9 protein-coding genes are annotated in these 15,005 nt (G+C 55.2%); 5 read left to right on the top strand and 4 right to left on the bottom strand.

Features of this window, described 5'->3' with window-relative positions; genetic code table 11:
* Positions 1 to 103: 103 nt before the first annotated feature.
* A complete protein-coding gene (locus tag KJP28_RS12210; protein ID WP_218392798.1) occupies positions 104 to 934 on the bottom strand; it encodes a hypothetical protein in 831 nt (276 codons plus the stop codon).
* 626 nt (positions 935 to 1,560) lie between these two features.
* Here KJP28_RS12210 and KJP28_RS12205 point away from each other — a divergent pair.
* The 3 genes from KJP28_RS12205 to KJP28_RS12195 all read left to right on the top strand — a co-directional run bounded on the left by KJP28_RS12205 (position 1,561) and on the right by KJP28_RS12195 (position 6,906).
* Positions 1,561 to 1,743 (top strand): hypothetical protein, encoded by a 183-nt coding sequence (locus KJP28_RS12205; RefSeq protein ID WP_218392797.1) that lies wholly within the window; start codon positions 1,561 to 1,563, stop codon positions 1,741 to 1,743.
* 223 nt (positions 1,744 to 1,966) lie between these two features.
* Positions 1,967 to 3,760: a gamma-glutamyltransferase gene (gene ggt / locus KJP28_RS12200; protein ID WP_218392796.1), complete on the top strand. Its 1,794-nt coding sequence runs from the start codon at positions 1,967 to 1,969 to the stop codon at positions 3,758 to 3,760.
* A gap of 272 nt (positions 3,761 to 4,032) precedes the next feature.
* Complete coding sequence (locus tag KJP28_RS12195) at positions 4,033 to 6,906, top strand: AMP-binding protein (RefSeq protein ID WP_218392795.1); 2,874 nt, start codon at positions 4,033 to 4,035, stop codon at positions 6,904 to 6,906.
* A 1,865-nt stretch (positions 6,907 to 8,771) separates the two neighbouring features.
* Here KJP28_RS12195 and KJP28_RS12190 read toward each other — a convergent pair.
* Entirely contained in the window at positions 8,772 to 10,052 is a 1,281-nt protein-coding gene (locus KJP28_RS12190; RefSeq protein ID WP_218392794.1) for a tyrosine-type recombinase/integrase, read from the bottom strand.
* Between the two features lie 129 nt (positions 10,053 to 10,181).
* Between KJP28_RS12190 and KJP28_RS12185 the strand changes: the two genes are divergently transcribed.
* A complete protein-coding gene (locus KJP28_RS12185; protein WP_218392793.1) occupies positions 10,182 to 10,712 on the top strand; it encodes a helix-turn-helix domain-containing protein in 531 nt (176 codons plus the stop codon).
* 48 nt (positions 10,713 to 10,760) lie between these two features.
* Here the strand turns inward: KJP28_RS12185 and KJP28_RS12180 are convergent, their stop codons facing one another.
* Positions 10,761 to 12,002 carry a tyrosine-type recombinase/integrase gene (locus KJP28_RS12180; protein WP_218392792.1) on the bottom strand — a complete coding sequence of 414 codons (1,242 nt, stop codon included), beginning with the start codon at positions 12,000 to 12,002 and terminating at the stop codon, positions 10,761 to 10,763.
* Positions 12,003 to 12,377: 375 nt separating this feature from the next.
* Here KJP28_RS12180 and KJP28_RS20125 point away from each other — a divergent pair, with 375 nt between their 5' ends.
* Complete coding sequence (locus tag KJP28_RS20125) at positions 12,378 to 12,785, top strand: thermonuclease family protein (RefSeq protein ID WP_218392791.1); 408 nt, start codon at positions 12,378 to 12,380, stop codon at positions 12,783 to 12,785.
* Positions 12,786 to 13,397: 612 nt separating this feature from the next.
* Here KJP28_RS20125 and KJP28_RS12170 read toward each other — a convergent pair.
* Positions 13,398 to 14,984, bottom strand: a complete 1,587-nt coding sequence (locus KJP28_RS12170; protein WP_218392790.1) for a multicopper oxidase family protein — start codon at positions 14,982 to 14,984, stop codon at positions 13,398 to 13,400.
* Between the last annotated feature and the right edge of the window lie 21 nt (positions 14,985 to 15,005).

Here is a 15,005-nt window from a genome sequence, read left to right as displayed (position 1 = left end):
AACCCCGCAGGCCCGCCGCCGCTGCGCTATGTGAGGGCTACGCAGCGCCGGGCCTGCTCACCACCAAGGGGGTCAATATTGGATGCCGATAGGGGGTCAAACTTCAATGCCGATTGACACCGATGGCTGCGTCTGCTTCCGTCAGACCCTCGGAGATCGTCGAGAACTCGCCTGCTTCGATGAGAGGCCAGATCGACATGCGACGGTTGGACTCCTCGATGGAGTCAAGCTCTGCTTCCAGGCGCCGACGCATGGCGTCCTGATTGCGGTTCACAGCCATCAGGGCTTCGATCTCGACCTTTCGGTCCTGGTTCTTCAGGAACTGATCGATCTCGACCAATTTTTCGCGGAAACCCTTATAGATCTGCCGTGGACCAATGCCCCGTGTGGTGAGCTGGAGGAAGTTCGATGCCAGGTTCGAGGCCGGCACGATGACCGAGCGAATGACGATCGTGTTCTTCGCCACCGAGATCCCGGCCTGCCAGGCTTCCTCAGCTGTCCGGAGATACTTGAACGTGTCCTTGCCGAAGAAGAAGGAGGCCGTGTCGATGAAGGCTTTCTGAGCCTTCGGGTCCAACCGGCTGATCCCGGTCCAGGGATCCCCGACAGAGGCTTCCCGATAGCCCAGGGCATTGTTCACCATGTCCTTGCGGACCATGAACTTGTTCTTCCCGAAGACCCGCTCGATGTCATTGCGCATCTCAGCCGGGATGATCTTCCAGGTATCCTTCAGGACCGTGTCTTTCAGATCCGGATCCGCCAGGTTCACATATTCATTCTGACGCCCCGTCCCACGGTCAGCGTCCCAACGGTCTTTCAACCGGTCGACCAGTCCCATATTGAAGCTCTGCGCGAGCTCTTCTTCGGCCTGACGACCAGCCCAAGCCCCAATCATCTCACCGAGATGCGTATTTCGATCCAGGGCTTTCAGCATATCAGGAGCAAGGCTCCTCTCATATGCTACCACTTCCCCCTTGTCGCCTAATACCTGCCCAAAACGTAAGTATCCATGCCGCCCTGGAATTGCAGGAGTTTGTGATTGTGCCTAGCAGGCGAAATTGATCTCTGCTGCAACGGGCTTGCAGGGCCATGTCAACGTGGAGCAAATGTCGGCTTCACAATGGTGTGTCTTCTTTTGCTGGCTTTTCGGGGCTAATACTTGTCGCGGTTTTGACTTCCGCCTTGGACTTGGCGGGTGCTTCGGAACCAAAATCTGCCTGTATGGCTACCTGTGAGTACGGCTTGAATAGCGAGTTTCTCGAAGGTGACGCTGCATGCACGATGACCTGCTACCCAAAACCTAAACTGCAATTTGCGGCATGTTTTGACTGCAGACACCCTAATAGGTAAATTTCGAGTTTTTGCTATCATTTTGGCCTGACAAACACCCTACAAAGCTCGGGATTTGCTAAGGTGAAAATCCCACGCTAGAGCCACTTTCTGTTATTCGCGCTGTCGTCCTTTCGAGCCGGCTTGCTTGTGCACTTCCATTCGCGAATCTGTTGTCCAGAGTGGCTTGCCCAATATTTACACCCGCGCATTCCGAGCAGGCATTGCCTTTTGTATGTCATCCTGCCGCTCGGACCAAGCTCGATCGTGCTCAACAGCTACCGCCATCGTCTCATCTGGCACAGTGATCGACACCTCTCAAAGCTGAAGCGCGAGTTCCTTGATCTCGTCGAAACCCGAGCCACGCGTGATCGCATTGCTGCGGGCCAGGCCTTTGGTTTCGCCAAGACGTGATACCTAGCGTGTGCAGATGTTCCGTCGCGCACTGCGATTGTTCGCTGACTCCAAAATTTTGCTGAAGCAGCGAATGATCGCTTATGGGGCGCACGTTGTAGCACTCACAAAATGGGATGAGCGGAGGGACTGGGCCGCTTGTGAACCGAAGACACAACGATGGTTTTGTATTACGTTGAGAGTCGGTCCGTATCGATATGTTTCATCCAGGGAGGACCATAAAATGTTACGCGCACTCCTTTCCTCAGTGATTATTTCTTCGATGTGTTTTGCACCCACATTTGCGCAACAGGCCACGGATGCGGTTGCGCCCGAAAAAGACAGCCAACCATCTGCTTTTGGGTATCTCACCGGACCGGCGCAGGCTGCGCTGGCTGCAAAAGAGGTTGGCGCGCCGACGCGCGCTGACAACTGGATGATTGCCGCCGCCAATCCGCTGGCGGTAGAAGCTGGAGCGGCCGTGCTGAAAGAGGGCGGAACGGCCGCGGATGCCGTAGTGGCTGTCCAAGCGGTCCTTGGGCTGGTTGAACCGCAATCTTCCGGTTTGGGCGGTGGTGCGTTCTTGGTTTGGTACGACGCCACCTCTGATACCCTCACCACATTGGACGGAAGAGAAACCGCGCCCTTGGCGGTTAAGCCGACACTGTTCCAAACAGACGATGGTGAGCCGATGGGGTTTTGGGATGCTGTGGTCGGTGGCAGGTCTGTCGGCACGCCGGGCACCCCGATGCTTATGGAGGAAGTCCACGCGCGATGGGGCCGCGCCGAATGGAGTGAGTTGTTTCAGACTGCGATTTTGCTGGCTGAGGAAGGGTTTACGGTATCCGAAAGGCTGGCTTTATCGGTTGCTGAAGGCGCGGAGCATTTACAGTCTTTCAAGCGGACCGCGGACTATTTTTTCCCGGACGGGCAGGCTTTGCAGGCCGGCGATACCCTGGCCAACATTGAGTATGCCAATACGCTCCGCACAATCGCCGCACACGGCAGCGCAGCATTTTATCACGGTCCGATCGCGGACGATATCGTGGCGACCGTGCGAACGGCTGCGGGCAATCCGGGTGTCCTGAGTAAAACAGATCTTGCCATTTACAGGGTCATAGAACGCGATCCGGTTTGCGTCGCATACCGCACGCGCGAAGTCTGTGGCATGGGGCCGCCATCGTCGGGGGCTTTGACCGTCGGGCAAATCCTGGGAATGCTGGGCCGATACGACCTTGCGGCGCTCGGCCCAGACAGCGCGGAAGCCTGGCGTTTGATTGGGGATGCCTCACGGTTGGCCTTTGCCGATCGCGGTCGCTACATGGCCGACAGTGACTTTGTTCCCATGCCGACAGAGGGGTTGACGGACGCAGCTTATCTCAATGCGCGTGCGGACCTTCTGGCAGGGGACGACGCGCTGCCGGAGGTGTCCGCAGGGCTCCCTCAATGGGATCACGCGATGCTGTTGGCCGACGACACGTCGCTCGAGCTGCCTTCGACCTCACATATTTCGATTGTGGATCAGTACGGTAACGCGCTTTCGATGACGACCACGATTGAGAATGGATTTGGTTCACGCCTGATGGTGAGAGGCTTTTTACTAAATAATGAACTCACCGATTTCTCGTTCAACACACATATGGACGGCCTGCCGATTGCAAATCGCGTCGAACCCGGAAAGCGGCCACGCTCGTCCATGTCTCCAACGATCGTTTTGCAGGACGGCAAGCCAAGCTTGGTGATCGGGTCGCCAGGTGGAAGCAGAATAATCGGCTATGTTGCACAAGCCATCATTGCGCACATCGATTGGGATATGGATGTTCAGCAAGCTGTATCCATGCCGCATCTTGTCAACCGCTTTGGCAGCTATGATCTTGAGGGAGGTACAGATGCGGTCAATCTGGAAACCGCTTTGGTGGACATGGGGTACGAGGTGAACGCGCGTGGATTGAACTCGGGGCTCCACGCGATCCAGATTTCTGACCATTTGAGCGGCGGAGCCGATCCCAGGCGGGAAGGTATCGCGTTCGGCGAGTAACTGGATTTGCACATTTCCTTGATCGCCTGCGCTGTTCGGAAGACTAGTGGGTCGGATGAACGGTGGCGCTAGGCCGAAATGTGACTGAACCTGCGCATACCGACATCGTTGCTGCCCATTGGGTCAGGCCAAAACCTGCGTTAGAATGCTTCGACTTTCCCGCAACGAGGGGTTTTTAGAACATTGCTGAACTTGTCGTTCCAGGCAAACAGCCGATCGTTTCCCTCAATTCTCTTAGCCTGTATCGGCCTTCATCTTCCGAGTGGATTTGCATGACCATTTGTTCGAAAAAGCTCCCTTGCTTTACCTTCGTTACGAAAAATAGTGCGGCAAACAGCATTGATCTTTCCGACCGATCCGGGCAGATCATCGCCTGCGCTGAAGCCTTAAAAGGCCGCGCCGAGGTGGGGGCCATCATTGGTCTTTGTTTCCGTACGGGGCCAGATCTCGTCTTCTGGTGGCTTGGGGCAATCCTTGCGGGGTTCAGGCCCCTCATCCTGCAATACCCAACTGGCAAACAAGCGCGCTCTTACTGGCAGAGTTCGATCGAAGATACGATCGACCGAGCTGACCTAACGGCAATCATCGCCGACGACGCGGTTGCGCAGGTGCTTTCCGGAAATCATTCCGCGTTTGTTATAAATCAACCGCTGCCGGACGCCGTCGAGAACTCGACTTTTGTGTTGGACGACTTTTCGATTATCCAGCTCTCGTCCGGCACGACCGGTTTTCGGAAAGCGGTCGAATTCACCGCGGGCCAGCTTCACGATCACGTTGAAGACTTTAACGCCACGCTCGAACTGACCGAGGACGATACGATCGTGTCGTGGCTGCCGCTCTATCACGACATGGGTTACATCGCCTGTTTCGTGATGCCTCTGATCCTGGGGGTGCCGGTTGTTATGATGGACCCGGAAGACTGGGTCGAAGACAAAGGCCTCCTGTTTTCGACGATTGAGAAACATCGCGGAACGGTTTGCTACATGCCGAACTTCGGGTTCGAAGTCATGAGCGGCTGTGAGGTCGGCGACGTAAGCTCGATGAGGTTCTGGATATCCTGTTCCGAACCGGTGTTCGAAAGCACGGCACGGAAGTTTATGAAACACGTAGGCCAGCCGGAAGACCGTTTCGCGGCCTGCTACGCGATGGCCGAGAATGTCTTCGCCATGACTCAATCGACCGGCATCAGGGTGGCGCGGCTGGACGACGAAGATGTTGTCTCCTGCGGTCCTCCGATCAGGAACGTCGAAATCAAGACGGTAGACGGTGAACTTTGGGTGCGCAGCCGCGCGTCGATCACGTCCTATATGTCCAAGGAAAGTATCGTCGACGACGAAGGTTTCTATCCGACCGGAGATATGGGGCATATCGTGGACGGAGAGATCTACGTAACGGGGCGCAAACGCGACCTCATGATCCAGGCGGGCAAGAAGTATTACCTTTCTACTGTCGATGCGGCCGTGAACCGCCTAGTGCCCGAAGCTCGCGGACGGGTTGCAACGCTGGAAGATTATGATGAGCGGCTCGCGACCTCGAAGGCGGTCGTTTTGATCGAGGCGCAGGATTTCTTCACCCGCGCGGGTCATAACGAAATCAAGGAAAAAATTCTCGATGATTGTGGGCTCGACCATGTCGAGATCAATTTCGTTCCCCCACGTTTCCTCACGAAGACCTCATCGGGCAAAATAAATCGAGTCCTGTCGCTGAAGCACTGGAAGCAAGTTCAGGACGCAAAGGGTGTATCGCTAAAAACTGACCCTGCTTCAGACATCCACCGTGAGTTCGCGACGCTTCCGTTTGACAAGCCCGCAAAGCATGTGCTCGACAGTCTGTCCGAGACGGTATTGCGGATCATCCTTTCAGATACGGGCGTGCCCTTCGAAAGCGAGTGGACGCTCAATGACTATCTTGAAGCTGTCGGCCAGAACAATGGACAGGACACGGAAAAGGATCAAGCCATTCGCGTTGCGTCGCTTGCAGACCGCCGTCTCATGCGGTTTCTCAAGCAGGAGCATCTGGACGAAATAGGTTTGGCGGTCGGTCATTCAATCGAGGTCGAGCATCTATGCTGCCCACCCACGCCTATCCTGTTGTCTGACCTCATCTTCGTCGATTATTTCCTGCCGCGCATTGAAGACAAGGAGCCATTTACACATCTCGTGCGTTCAGTGAACAAACTGAGGTCTTCCAGCCTTGTCTTGATTGACGATACGGCCGAGCTTTTTTTCTCCTTAAGTCAGGTCTACCCGGTCCTTTCGCACCGGCTCGAACGCACACGCGAAGCAGACCTCGTTGGGCTGCGGTGGCAATCCTATGCCCGCGGTCACGACAAGCTGCCTGTCGCGGTCGTTGCAGGCGTTTGGATCGACGTGGAAGACCGAGCCAAGACTATCGACATGTTGGCGCAATACCTCGGTATTCCGATTTACAAGATAGCAACTCTCACGAGCCTACAGGAATACACCAGAGATTGGGATCTCATAGAATTGCAGTCGTTGGCGAGTCCTGGGCTTAAACCATTGGCTCCCGATCGGATCCAGTCTTTCCTTGAAGGACGAATCCGAGACACGCGGGGCGGGGTTCGACTGGTGGACGCGCAGCAGGGGGACGCGCTTCGACTGAACGACCTGCCGCACTTCTGCGCTCAATACGTTGATCGGCAAAATCTGGATTTGGTCCTCGAAGAGTTCGAAAGCTTTTGCATCGCTGGATCGCCATCGAGCGTGACTTACATTCCCAAAAAGCTCGATGAGCTTGCCAAGCCTTATTTTTTTGTGGCGTCGCCAAACAAAGAAACACTGGAAGCGGCAACGGATTTTGACTGTCTGTTGATGTGCGGCCCGACGGTCAGGGTTGATATTGACGCGCCGACCGCGTTCGTGATGGGGACTGTGGAAGGCACCGGAACCAAGAACTGCGAAGAACACCCGGAGATCAAAGACGTATCGTTCTGGGCGCGGAATTGTCTCGTTCATACCTCGGACTGGTATTCATTGTCCGAACCGGTCAACCAATCCGAACTGGCAAGTCAACTTGAAGCTGCGCGGCTCGACGCCGTCGAAGCGAGAGACCAACGTTTAGCGGAACAGGCAAAGCGGCGGGAAGCACGACAAGAACGACTTAGAAACAGGTTGTTCTCAAACTGATATCTGAATGAAATGACTGCGGTGTGGTGCATGCTTTTCTAAGATTTTGAACGAAGCAAGTTTCGGTTCTGACCGCATGGTAACGCAAAAACGAGTGAGACGGGTGTCACGAAGCCAATGTGTGGCTGGCCCAGTCCCGTACCTTCGAATATGAAGATCCGTAGTAATGAGCATTTCAATGGTTTCAAACAATAAGTGAATCATGCCTACGTAGATGGGTCTGTCGGTGAGTTTTGTTCAAAAAAAGTCGAGTGTTTGGACTGACGACACCTAAAAGAGTAGGTTCCGAGTTTTGCCACCATTTTTTGGCCTGTCGAACACTCTATGGCACCCGGGATTTGCTAAGGTGAAAATCTCAGGCAGAAGCCATTTCTTGTTCCTCGCGTCGTCGTTATTTCGAGCCGGTTTGGTTGTGCACCTCCATGCGCGAACCTCTTGACCAGAGGGGCCTGCCTCTTATCTATACCCGAGCACGCCGGGCAGGCATTGGTCGATTGCACTGGTAGGTATTTGGTGGGGCGTGTTTGGCGTGTCTGCTAGCCCTCGGACTTTGTGAAAGGCAGACTTTCAGCCGCATCGCGGGGAACCGGAGGGCTGCTTTCCGGAAGGCGATGGACGAGCGTCTAGAGCAGCCAAAGTGTTACTGTGGGCCGGGGACTCGAAGGGGCGCTACATTTCGGAAATGTAGCCCCAAAGTGCTATCCCGCATATTGGGCAATTATTTCCGGAATATTGGACCGCGGATTCTTTGCGAGTTAGATTGACTGGTTTGCCAATGCGATTTGACCTGCTTGCTACAACGAATCGATTCGAGGCCGAACGTAGTTATTTATATATATAATATAACCACCCTAACCCCGACCGCCACCCCTAGTGTAACTATATCAATATATAGTGTAAACAGAAAAATTATCCACTATATGTGGTAGATATTCCTGAAATATGAGAAATTCTGTTATGGGAGAGTGCTCCTTTCTTCATTCTGCACAAGCGGATCCAGTTTTCATTCCGACAGAGAAACAATTGAGCTGGCGCTTTCACCTGACTGTTGGGCGAGGTGGGCACTTCTTCAAATTGGCAAGTGAACCAGAGGGGCAATGGGAGTGCTCGACGAGGGACTTTGACGACCGTGGGCGGAGAAGCACCTCGGTGTCGTGCTCTCCAGTTGGGTCGAAAAAGCGTTCTCTGTTTGTTTTCATCCGCTGAGGGAATGCCAAGAGGTCATGTCGTGCTTCTGGTTCGATCGGAGTGCTTTCATGCCAAGGCCAAAGTGTGGGTCGAGCTCACACACGGATTGGATGCAGTAGATACTGTTCCGGCGGGCCCGCATGTTTCTCTCCCTGGTTCCTCTCGGATCCGAAGATCCACGGAAGGCGTGAAGAGGTAGGTCGTTTGGCTTGAGGGCTCTGCTGCCATTGCGGTGCTCCTCCGGGCGTTGGCACGCCCCCGGAGCGCCGCAATGGCAGGGGATGGAAAGTTGTAGCGTTTGATCGTTTTTTGAAGTGGAGCTGTATCAGCCTGCTAAACTTTCTATAGGGAGGAATGTCGCGTGGTAAGGTTTTCACCACGCGTTCATTGAGGTCGCGAGGGGACCCGAAGCGGACGTGGAGAATCTCCGCGAACGCCTCAGGAAGGATATCCGTGTTCACATCTATATCCCAATGGCTGCGTTGGGCGCACAGGATCAATTCCTTTGTCCTTGTAGATTGGCTACGCAAAAGCCTCGCAGCTAGTCCAAAGGAGACACTCAAGTGGCTGCGACTATCACGTGCAGTCCAACGAAGAAGGAGGACCACAACAAGTCGAAGTTCTTGATGCAGCTTTGGCGGACTGATACGGCGCTCACCTGCTCACAACGTCGAAGCTCAAGTCAGTCGTTCAGGCCTTTGGGCTTTGCAAAGATCCAGCAAGAGTGGGCCCGTCAGGCTTGAGAAATTCGACCGCGGCCATGACGAGACATCGGTCCTCCATAATCTCGGCAACGTGACGAGGGACTGCGTCGTGCTGCGTTCTCTGTTGTCATCTTTGGCATGTGGAGTGATCGATGCATCGACCAATGGTTCAAAACATCGCTTGATTTCGGCTTCGAGATGTTCGGTGACCAGATGGCCATACGTATTGCTCACCGTTTGTGTATTTGCATGCCCTAGTTGCTCTGCGACGACGAGCAGTGACGCACCAGCATTCACGAGTTGACTGGCATACGTGTGTCGGAGCCCATGAAAAGTGAGCCTTGATGGAAGCCCCGCCTTGGACCTGGCAGCTTGAAAGTACGACTTGTACTCACCTCCCCAAACACGACCGTTCGCCTTCCGAAACAACCTGTCAGAGGCACCGCGGTCTCTCGTCAAAGCCCGGAAAAACTCCACGCCTTCAGAAGGAAGAAAAATGTGCCGACTGCGACGGCCTTTGGGCGACGAAACGTAGACTGATCTCGTTCGGTCTTCAAAATCGCCCACTCGCATTTGAATCAATTCGTTTGCGCGGCATCCCGTATACAGAGCTGCTCGTACGAGCAATTCCAGGTCCGGATTGCTGGCGTCCATTAACATCCGGCATTCGTCTCGATCTAGGAAAACAACCCGAGGTCGATCCACGTTTGGAACGCGACGAAGGCACCGTAGCGGAATGTCCGAGTTCAACTCGCCCCGCTCCCAAGCGATGTCGAATGCACCTCGCAGAATGCTCGTCAGGGCGTTTAGAGTCTTTTTGCGGCGACGTAACGCATCGTCCGAGATTTTCTGGATCGGGACACGTGGTCCCGGGTCACACCTTCTCGTCTTTGGAGGCGTTTCCATGACCGCTAGAGCCAATTCGTGGAAGTGCTTGCCGTTGAAGTCGGTAAGTGGCACGTGAGAAATCCTTGGCACAAGGTGGTAATTCACCAAGCTGACAAGCGTCTCGAATGTTGACGTAGTAGCGGCGATCCGCTTCCAGTTCAGGTAGTCCTGCAACGCGTGGCCGACAGAGTATGTTTTGCCAATCGGGCAGATGTTCAAATCCCTCTTCGACCCGAGTTGATAGGGCTCTGACGCCACAAGTTTTACTCCATCGGTCCGGAACCAGATTTCAGCCATCCCTAACGCCTCATCGTAAGGCTTGAGAAGTTGTCCCTTGAACCACGCATATCCTAGGTCTTTTTGCATGTATCCGCCGTCCTTTTTTCGGACACGTGCCACCCAGGAAGAAGTCCCAACAACAGACGTTCGAAGCCCGATATGTCTGCAGTATGAGATGAGATTGAAATAAGGTGCCTTACGAGGGCAAAGGTTCTGTTGAACCGTTTCGTCTTTGATGTCGGGACGCCAATCGGACCTTCCCATGAGCTATTCTCCTCAGGATTGGACAAGTTCCTCCAGCATACATGGCAGGCATCGCCGAAACTGGAATTTCCCGTATTGCCACGCCACCCGCATAGAGTGTATCAATCCCGAATGGCACACTCAATAGATGAAACGATTGGGCGAAACCTCCGTGCTCTGCGCCTCAGGCGGGGGATGGCTCAACAGGACCTTGCAGCTATGGTTGGCGTAACGTTCCAACAGCTCCAGAAATACGAAACTGCGGTCAATCGCGTTTCTGGTTCGCGGCTATGGCTCTTGGCTAGGGCGCTGGATGTTACAATTGCAGACTTTTTCCCACCGCACGACCACGAAAATGCCCTATGCGATCTCGACATTGCATCCAAAAAAGATCTCAAGCTAATTCGCGAACTTGTAAGGCTCGATGCGCCCGAGAAGGAAGCCATTCGAAACATCGTTTCCACAATGGTCCGCAAGACCAACAGCCAGCGGAACGCTCCCTAGGTTGGTTGGGGTCTCTTTCCAATCCGGGAATCTGCGCGGCTACGCTCCTCATGGATCGATTGATCTTTCAGCGTGATCGAACACTTCCAAGACTTCCATGGCCGGTCGCGCGAAAGATCGTTGTGGAATATGTGTGCCTCGATCGACTTTGGCATATGCACGCCAATCGTCGCGCGGTAGCGTGCTCCAGAGTTCGTCCAACTGCTCTTGTCGCCGCAGACGTTCTGCATCCTGGTGCGGATCGAGGGGCGAGAAACTTCCTCGGATTTGTGCCTCTCTGACCTGCTCTGCAAGATGGCCATATGTATTGACGACGGTCAGGATATTGGCATGGCCGAGTTGCTTGGCAACGGAGTCCAAAGAAACACCAGCCTTTACGAGATCGCTTGCATAGGTGTGGCGCAGACTATGAAACACGAGCTCGCGTGGCAGACCCGCTCGCGCTACGGCTCGGCGAAAAAGTTGCGAATGTTGCTTGCGCCAAATCTTTCCCATATCGGACAGAAGTACGTGATCGTTGCTTGCTTTGCCTTCGCAAAGAGAGAGAAAAAATGCCATCCCTTCGTCAGGCAGAAACACGAACCTCGCCGGGCTGCGTTTGAACGCACCGACCCTCAATCCGTAGCCTTCCTTGCCCACGTCGCCGACCCGGAGATTTCCGAGTTCGCCCGCCCGACACCCTGAATAGAGCGCGGCAAGCACGAGATCACGGAGTGCAGGTGTGCAGTGCTCAAGGAGCCGTGCACATTCATTCCTGTCCAGGAAGATGTTTCTGGGGCTGTGATATACGCTGACTCGCTTCAGGCAACGCCACGGCCGTTCTGATTCAATTTGTCCGTTGTCCCAAGCATGTCGAAACGCCATTTTGAGAATAGTAACGAGCGAGTTGAAAGTCCGTTTTCGCCGCCTGAGTTCGTCAGAAGTTAAGGTCTTCCAAGAAACACGCTTTCGGCTTTGTTCGAAACCGTATCTGGGCTGTGTTTCCAAAACCTGGATCGCGAGATCGCGCAGATGACGTGCATTGAACGTCTCGAGCGGTATGTTCGCGAAATTCGGGACGACGTGATAGTTGATCAGCACCAGATTGTTGTAATGGCCGCCTGATGACCGGGCGATGCGCGTCCATTCGCAGTAGTCGCGTAGCGCGTGGCCGACCGTATAGACATCGCCGATCGGGCAGAAGTTGACCTCTTTGGTTCGCCCCAATGCTCGCCCGGAATGGGTCGAACCTTCGATCCCACCAGTATCAAACCACTCAAGAGCCCTTGCCAAAGCGATGCGGAAACTCACCGAACCATGGCCCGTGTCGAGCGCTGATCCGACGCACCTCTGTTTGTAAAGCTTGTCTGTTGAGAGGACACGCGCCGTCCAATTGCAGGTCCTGTCGTCGGGTCGGTGGATCCCGAGGTGGCACCCGGTGGATAAGTGATACCAGTATGGCGTCGTTCGGAAACCAAGCCCCGCAATTTGCGATGGCTCTGCAAACATGCAAGGTCTTGCTTTTTCTTCATGGGCCAGGAACCGATCCGCCCGAACTAGATACTTTCGGTCAGTGGACATTAGGAGCGCCTTTCGGTTTTGTTGGATACAGGCGCTAGCCTACGCCCTTCCAATGATCGGGGGCTAATAAGTATCCAGAGAGCAACAAATCCTGTTGGAATTGGTATGAGAAATACAATCTACGCGACCCTGATCGCACTAGGCACCTTAGTGGTCCCACACGTGGCATTGGCTATTGGAAAATGCGGATCAGGCCCGCGCGCTACGTGCGTGGTCGATGGCGATACGTTTTGGTTCGAAGGCGAGAAGGTAAGAGCCATGGGCTACGACACACCGGAGCCAATGACCAATCTTTGTGGGGGTTCGAGAGAGAAGCAACTCGCCGACCTGGCGACACAGCGCTTCGTCGAGCTCTTCAACACGAGCCGGATCACGATGGAGAGGCGCGGTCGCGACAGATATGGACGCACGCTTGCGATCATTCGAGCTGACGGAGACCTCGTAGCCGACATCCTGATATCAGAAGGACTTGCTCGTCGATATCCGGACGGGCGGGAGTTCTGGTGTTATTAAATCGCTCGGAATGGATTATGAGAGAGTTTTCGATTCAGGACCTGTCCCGTCGGCTATCAACCCCTGCGAAATCGTTCTCCCAGACCACCGGCCGCTGGAAACTTTCCGCGTTCCAGAGTGGTGCGTGGATAGAGCTGAGCATCGGCCATAGAAGTGGAGGGCCCAGTATTGGCTTCCAGACTGCGTACCCTCCGGGCGTCATGAACACTTCGGTACCGTGGTTAGCCTGAAAGTTTTTGGAAGCGATGCAAAAGTCACGACTTTTTGCAATGTTCGACGCCGGCAGCTAGCGCCCGATTGCGACCAAATGCTCTCATATTGTTGACGAATGCATCCAACCTTTTACGCAGCGCAAATTGAACAGATTGGGCGGGAAGCAGTCGTTCGCTGCGCCGCAGACGAATGGCTGCCCAGAGCCCGAACCTTCGGCGAAGATGTCACTGCGGCAAAAGCACCGAGTATCCAGAGCGAGCAAAGACGGTAGTAGTCGGGCCGCCGAACAATCTGTGTTCGATGCCCTTGAGTAACCCCACCGTGGTGAAACTCTGCAAGAACACACGTGGGGCGTTCGTTGGCAAGCTGGGCGACGATATAGACCGGCTGACAGCGAGGTCAGCCCACGGTGAACTGTGCCATCATCCCGGCATCCTCGTGTTCCAGAATGTGACAGTGGAGCATGTAGGGCGCCGCCGACGGGGCTGTCCGGTCGAAGCTGATCTTGATCTCCATCGACTGATCGACCAAAGCCACATCTTTCAGGCCCATCGTGTCGAAATCGACGGGCCGGCCATTGGCAGAGAGCACTTGGAACGACGTGCCGTGGACATGGAAGGGGTGCTGCATCATGTCCGCGCGCACCTCCCAAATCTCGACGTCACCCAATCCAACATCTGCATCGATCCTATCCATCGAGTAGGGCTGCCCGTTGATGCCGAGGCTCATTCCTCCTCCCATCATGCCGCCGTGGTTCCGATCCATCATTCCACCGCCCATCATACCGCCCCCGCGGTTCATCACTCCACCGCCCATCATTCCTCCGCCACTGTTCCCCATGCCTCCCCCCATCATACTGGACATGCTCAGATCAAAGGCTCTGCGACGCACCGGTTCACCGGGGATAGCTCCGGGACCGAGGGGTAGGTTTTCGGGCATGGACAGATCGTTGGTCGGACGATCCGGGCTCAGACTCATCACCTCGAAACGACCACTTCCGTCTACGGCCTGCGGGCTACCGCCGCCCATCATATCACCCATCATTCCGCCCATTGTATCACCCATCATGCCAGCCATGGGTGAATTATCGTCCGCTTCGGATAGCAGTTTCACAGGTGCGCCGTCTGAAAGATCGACGAGCAATTCCACCCGCTCTGCCGGTGCCAGCGTGAACTGAGAGATATTTGACGGGCGCGAAAGGTAACCTGCGTCGGAGGCGATTTGCCGAAAATCTCGACCGTCGTCAAAGGAGAGCCGATAGATGCGCGCGTTCGAGCCGTTCAGAATCCGGAGCCGAACGACGCCTTGCGCGACAGAGGCCACGGGCTGAATCGCCCCGTTTACGAGTATGCGGTCGCCGCGAAAGCCCATCATTCGATTTGGCCCTGCCGAGGAATAGGCAAACTGCCCGCTGCCGTCGAAGGTGCGATCTTGGATGATCAGCGGAATGTCGTCGACACCCCACTCGGACGGGAGGGCATCGCCCCCTGCATCCGGGTCGGTCAGCAGCATCATCCCCGCGAGCCCTTGATAGACCTGCGGACCCGTTTCTCCGTGAATGTGCGAGTGATACCAGAGGGTTGTTTCCGGTTGGTCGATTTCGAGCTCAGGCGCCCAATCGCGGCCGGGTGCAATTGCCAATTGCGGACCACCATCCGCTTCGCCGGGCACGTGCAGCCCATGCCAGTGAGCAGTGACAAGCCTGTTCAATTCATTGATCACACGTGGTCGTGCGATGCTGCCCCTGCGGACGCGAAGCACCGGCCCAAGGAAATTCTGAGAATAACCGATCGTTGACGTATCTCGACCTGACAGGAAGGAGGCACGTCCGGTTCTGGCCACAAGGTCGGTCGATGCCCCGTCCGACAAATCCCAGATTTCGGGGATCGGAAGTGGTGCCCCAGCCTCGGCGGCAAATGCGCCGCGCCCGATCGCCGGCGTAACCAAAGCGGCGGCGCCCGCCGCGAGGAATGAACGTCGTTTCATGAATAGTCTCCTTTCAACAGG

The sequence above is a fragment of the Maritimibacter dapengensis genome (assembly GCF_019218265.1).
GTDB lineage: Bacteria > Pseudomonadota > Alphaproteobacteria > Rhodobacterales > Rhodobacteraceae > Maritimibacter > Maritimibacter dapengensis.
This window is presented reverse-complemented; position numbering and strand designations above follow the sequence as displayed.

Bases quoted from the DNA above. Each gene is read 5' to 3' on its own strand.
- KJP28_RS12210 (WP_218392798.1), bottom strand. From the start codon at position 934: ATGCTGAAAGCCCTGGATCGAAATACGCATCTCGGTGAGATGATTGGG.
- KJP28_RS20125 (WP_218392791.1), top strand. From the start codon at position 12,378: ATGAGAAATACAATCTACGCGACCCTGATCGCACTAGGCACCTTAGTG.
- KJP28_RS12195 (WP_218392795.1), top strand. From the start codon at position 4,033: ATGACCATTTGTTCGAAAAAGCTCCCTTGCTTTACCTTCGTTACGAAA.
- KJP28_RS12170 (WP_218392790.1), bottom strand. From the start codon at position 14,984: ATGAAACGACGTTCATTCCTCGCGGCGGGCGCCGCCGCTTTGGTTACG.
- KJP28_RS12190 (WP_218392794.1), bottom strand. From the start codon at position 10,052: ATGCAAAAAGACCTAGGATATGCGTGGTTCAAGGGACAACTTCTCAAG.
- ggt (WP_218392796.1), top strand. From the start codon at position 1,967: ATGTTACGCGCACTCCTTTCCTCAGTGATTATTTCTTCGATGTGTTTT.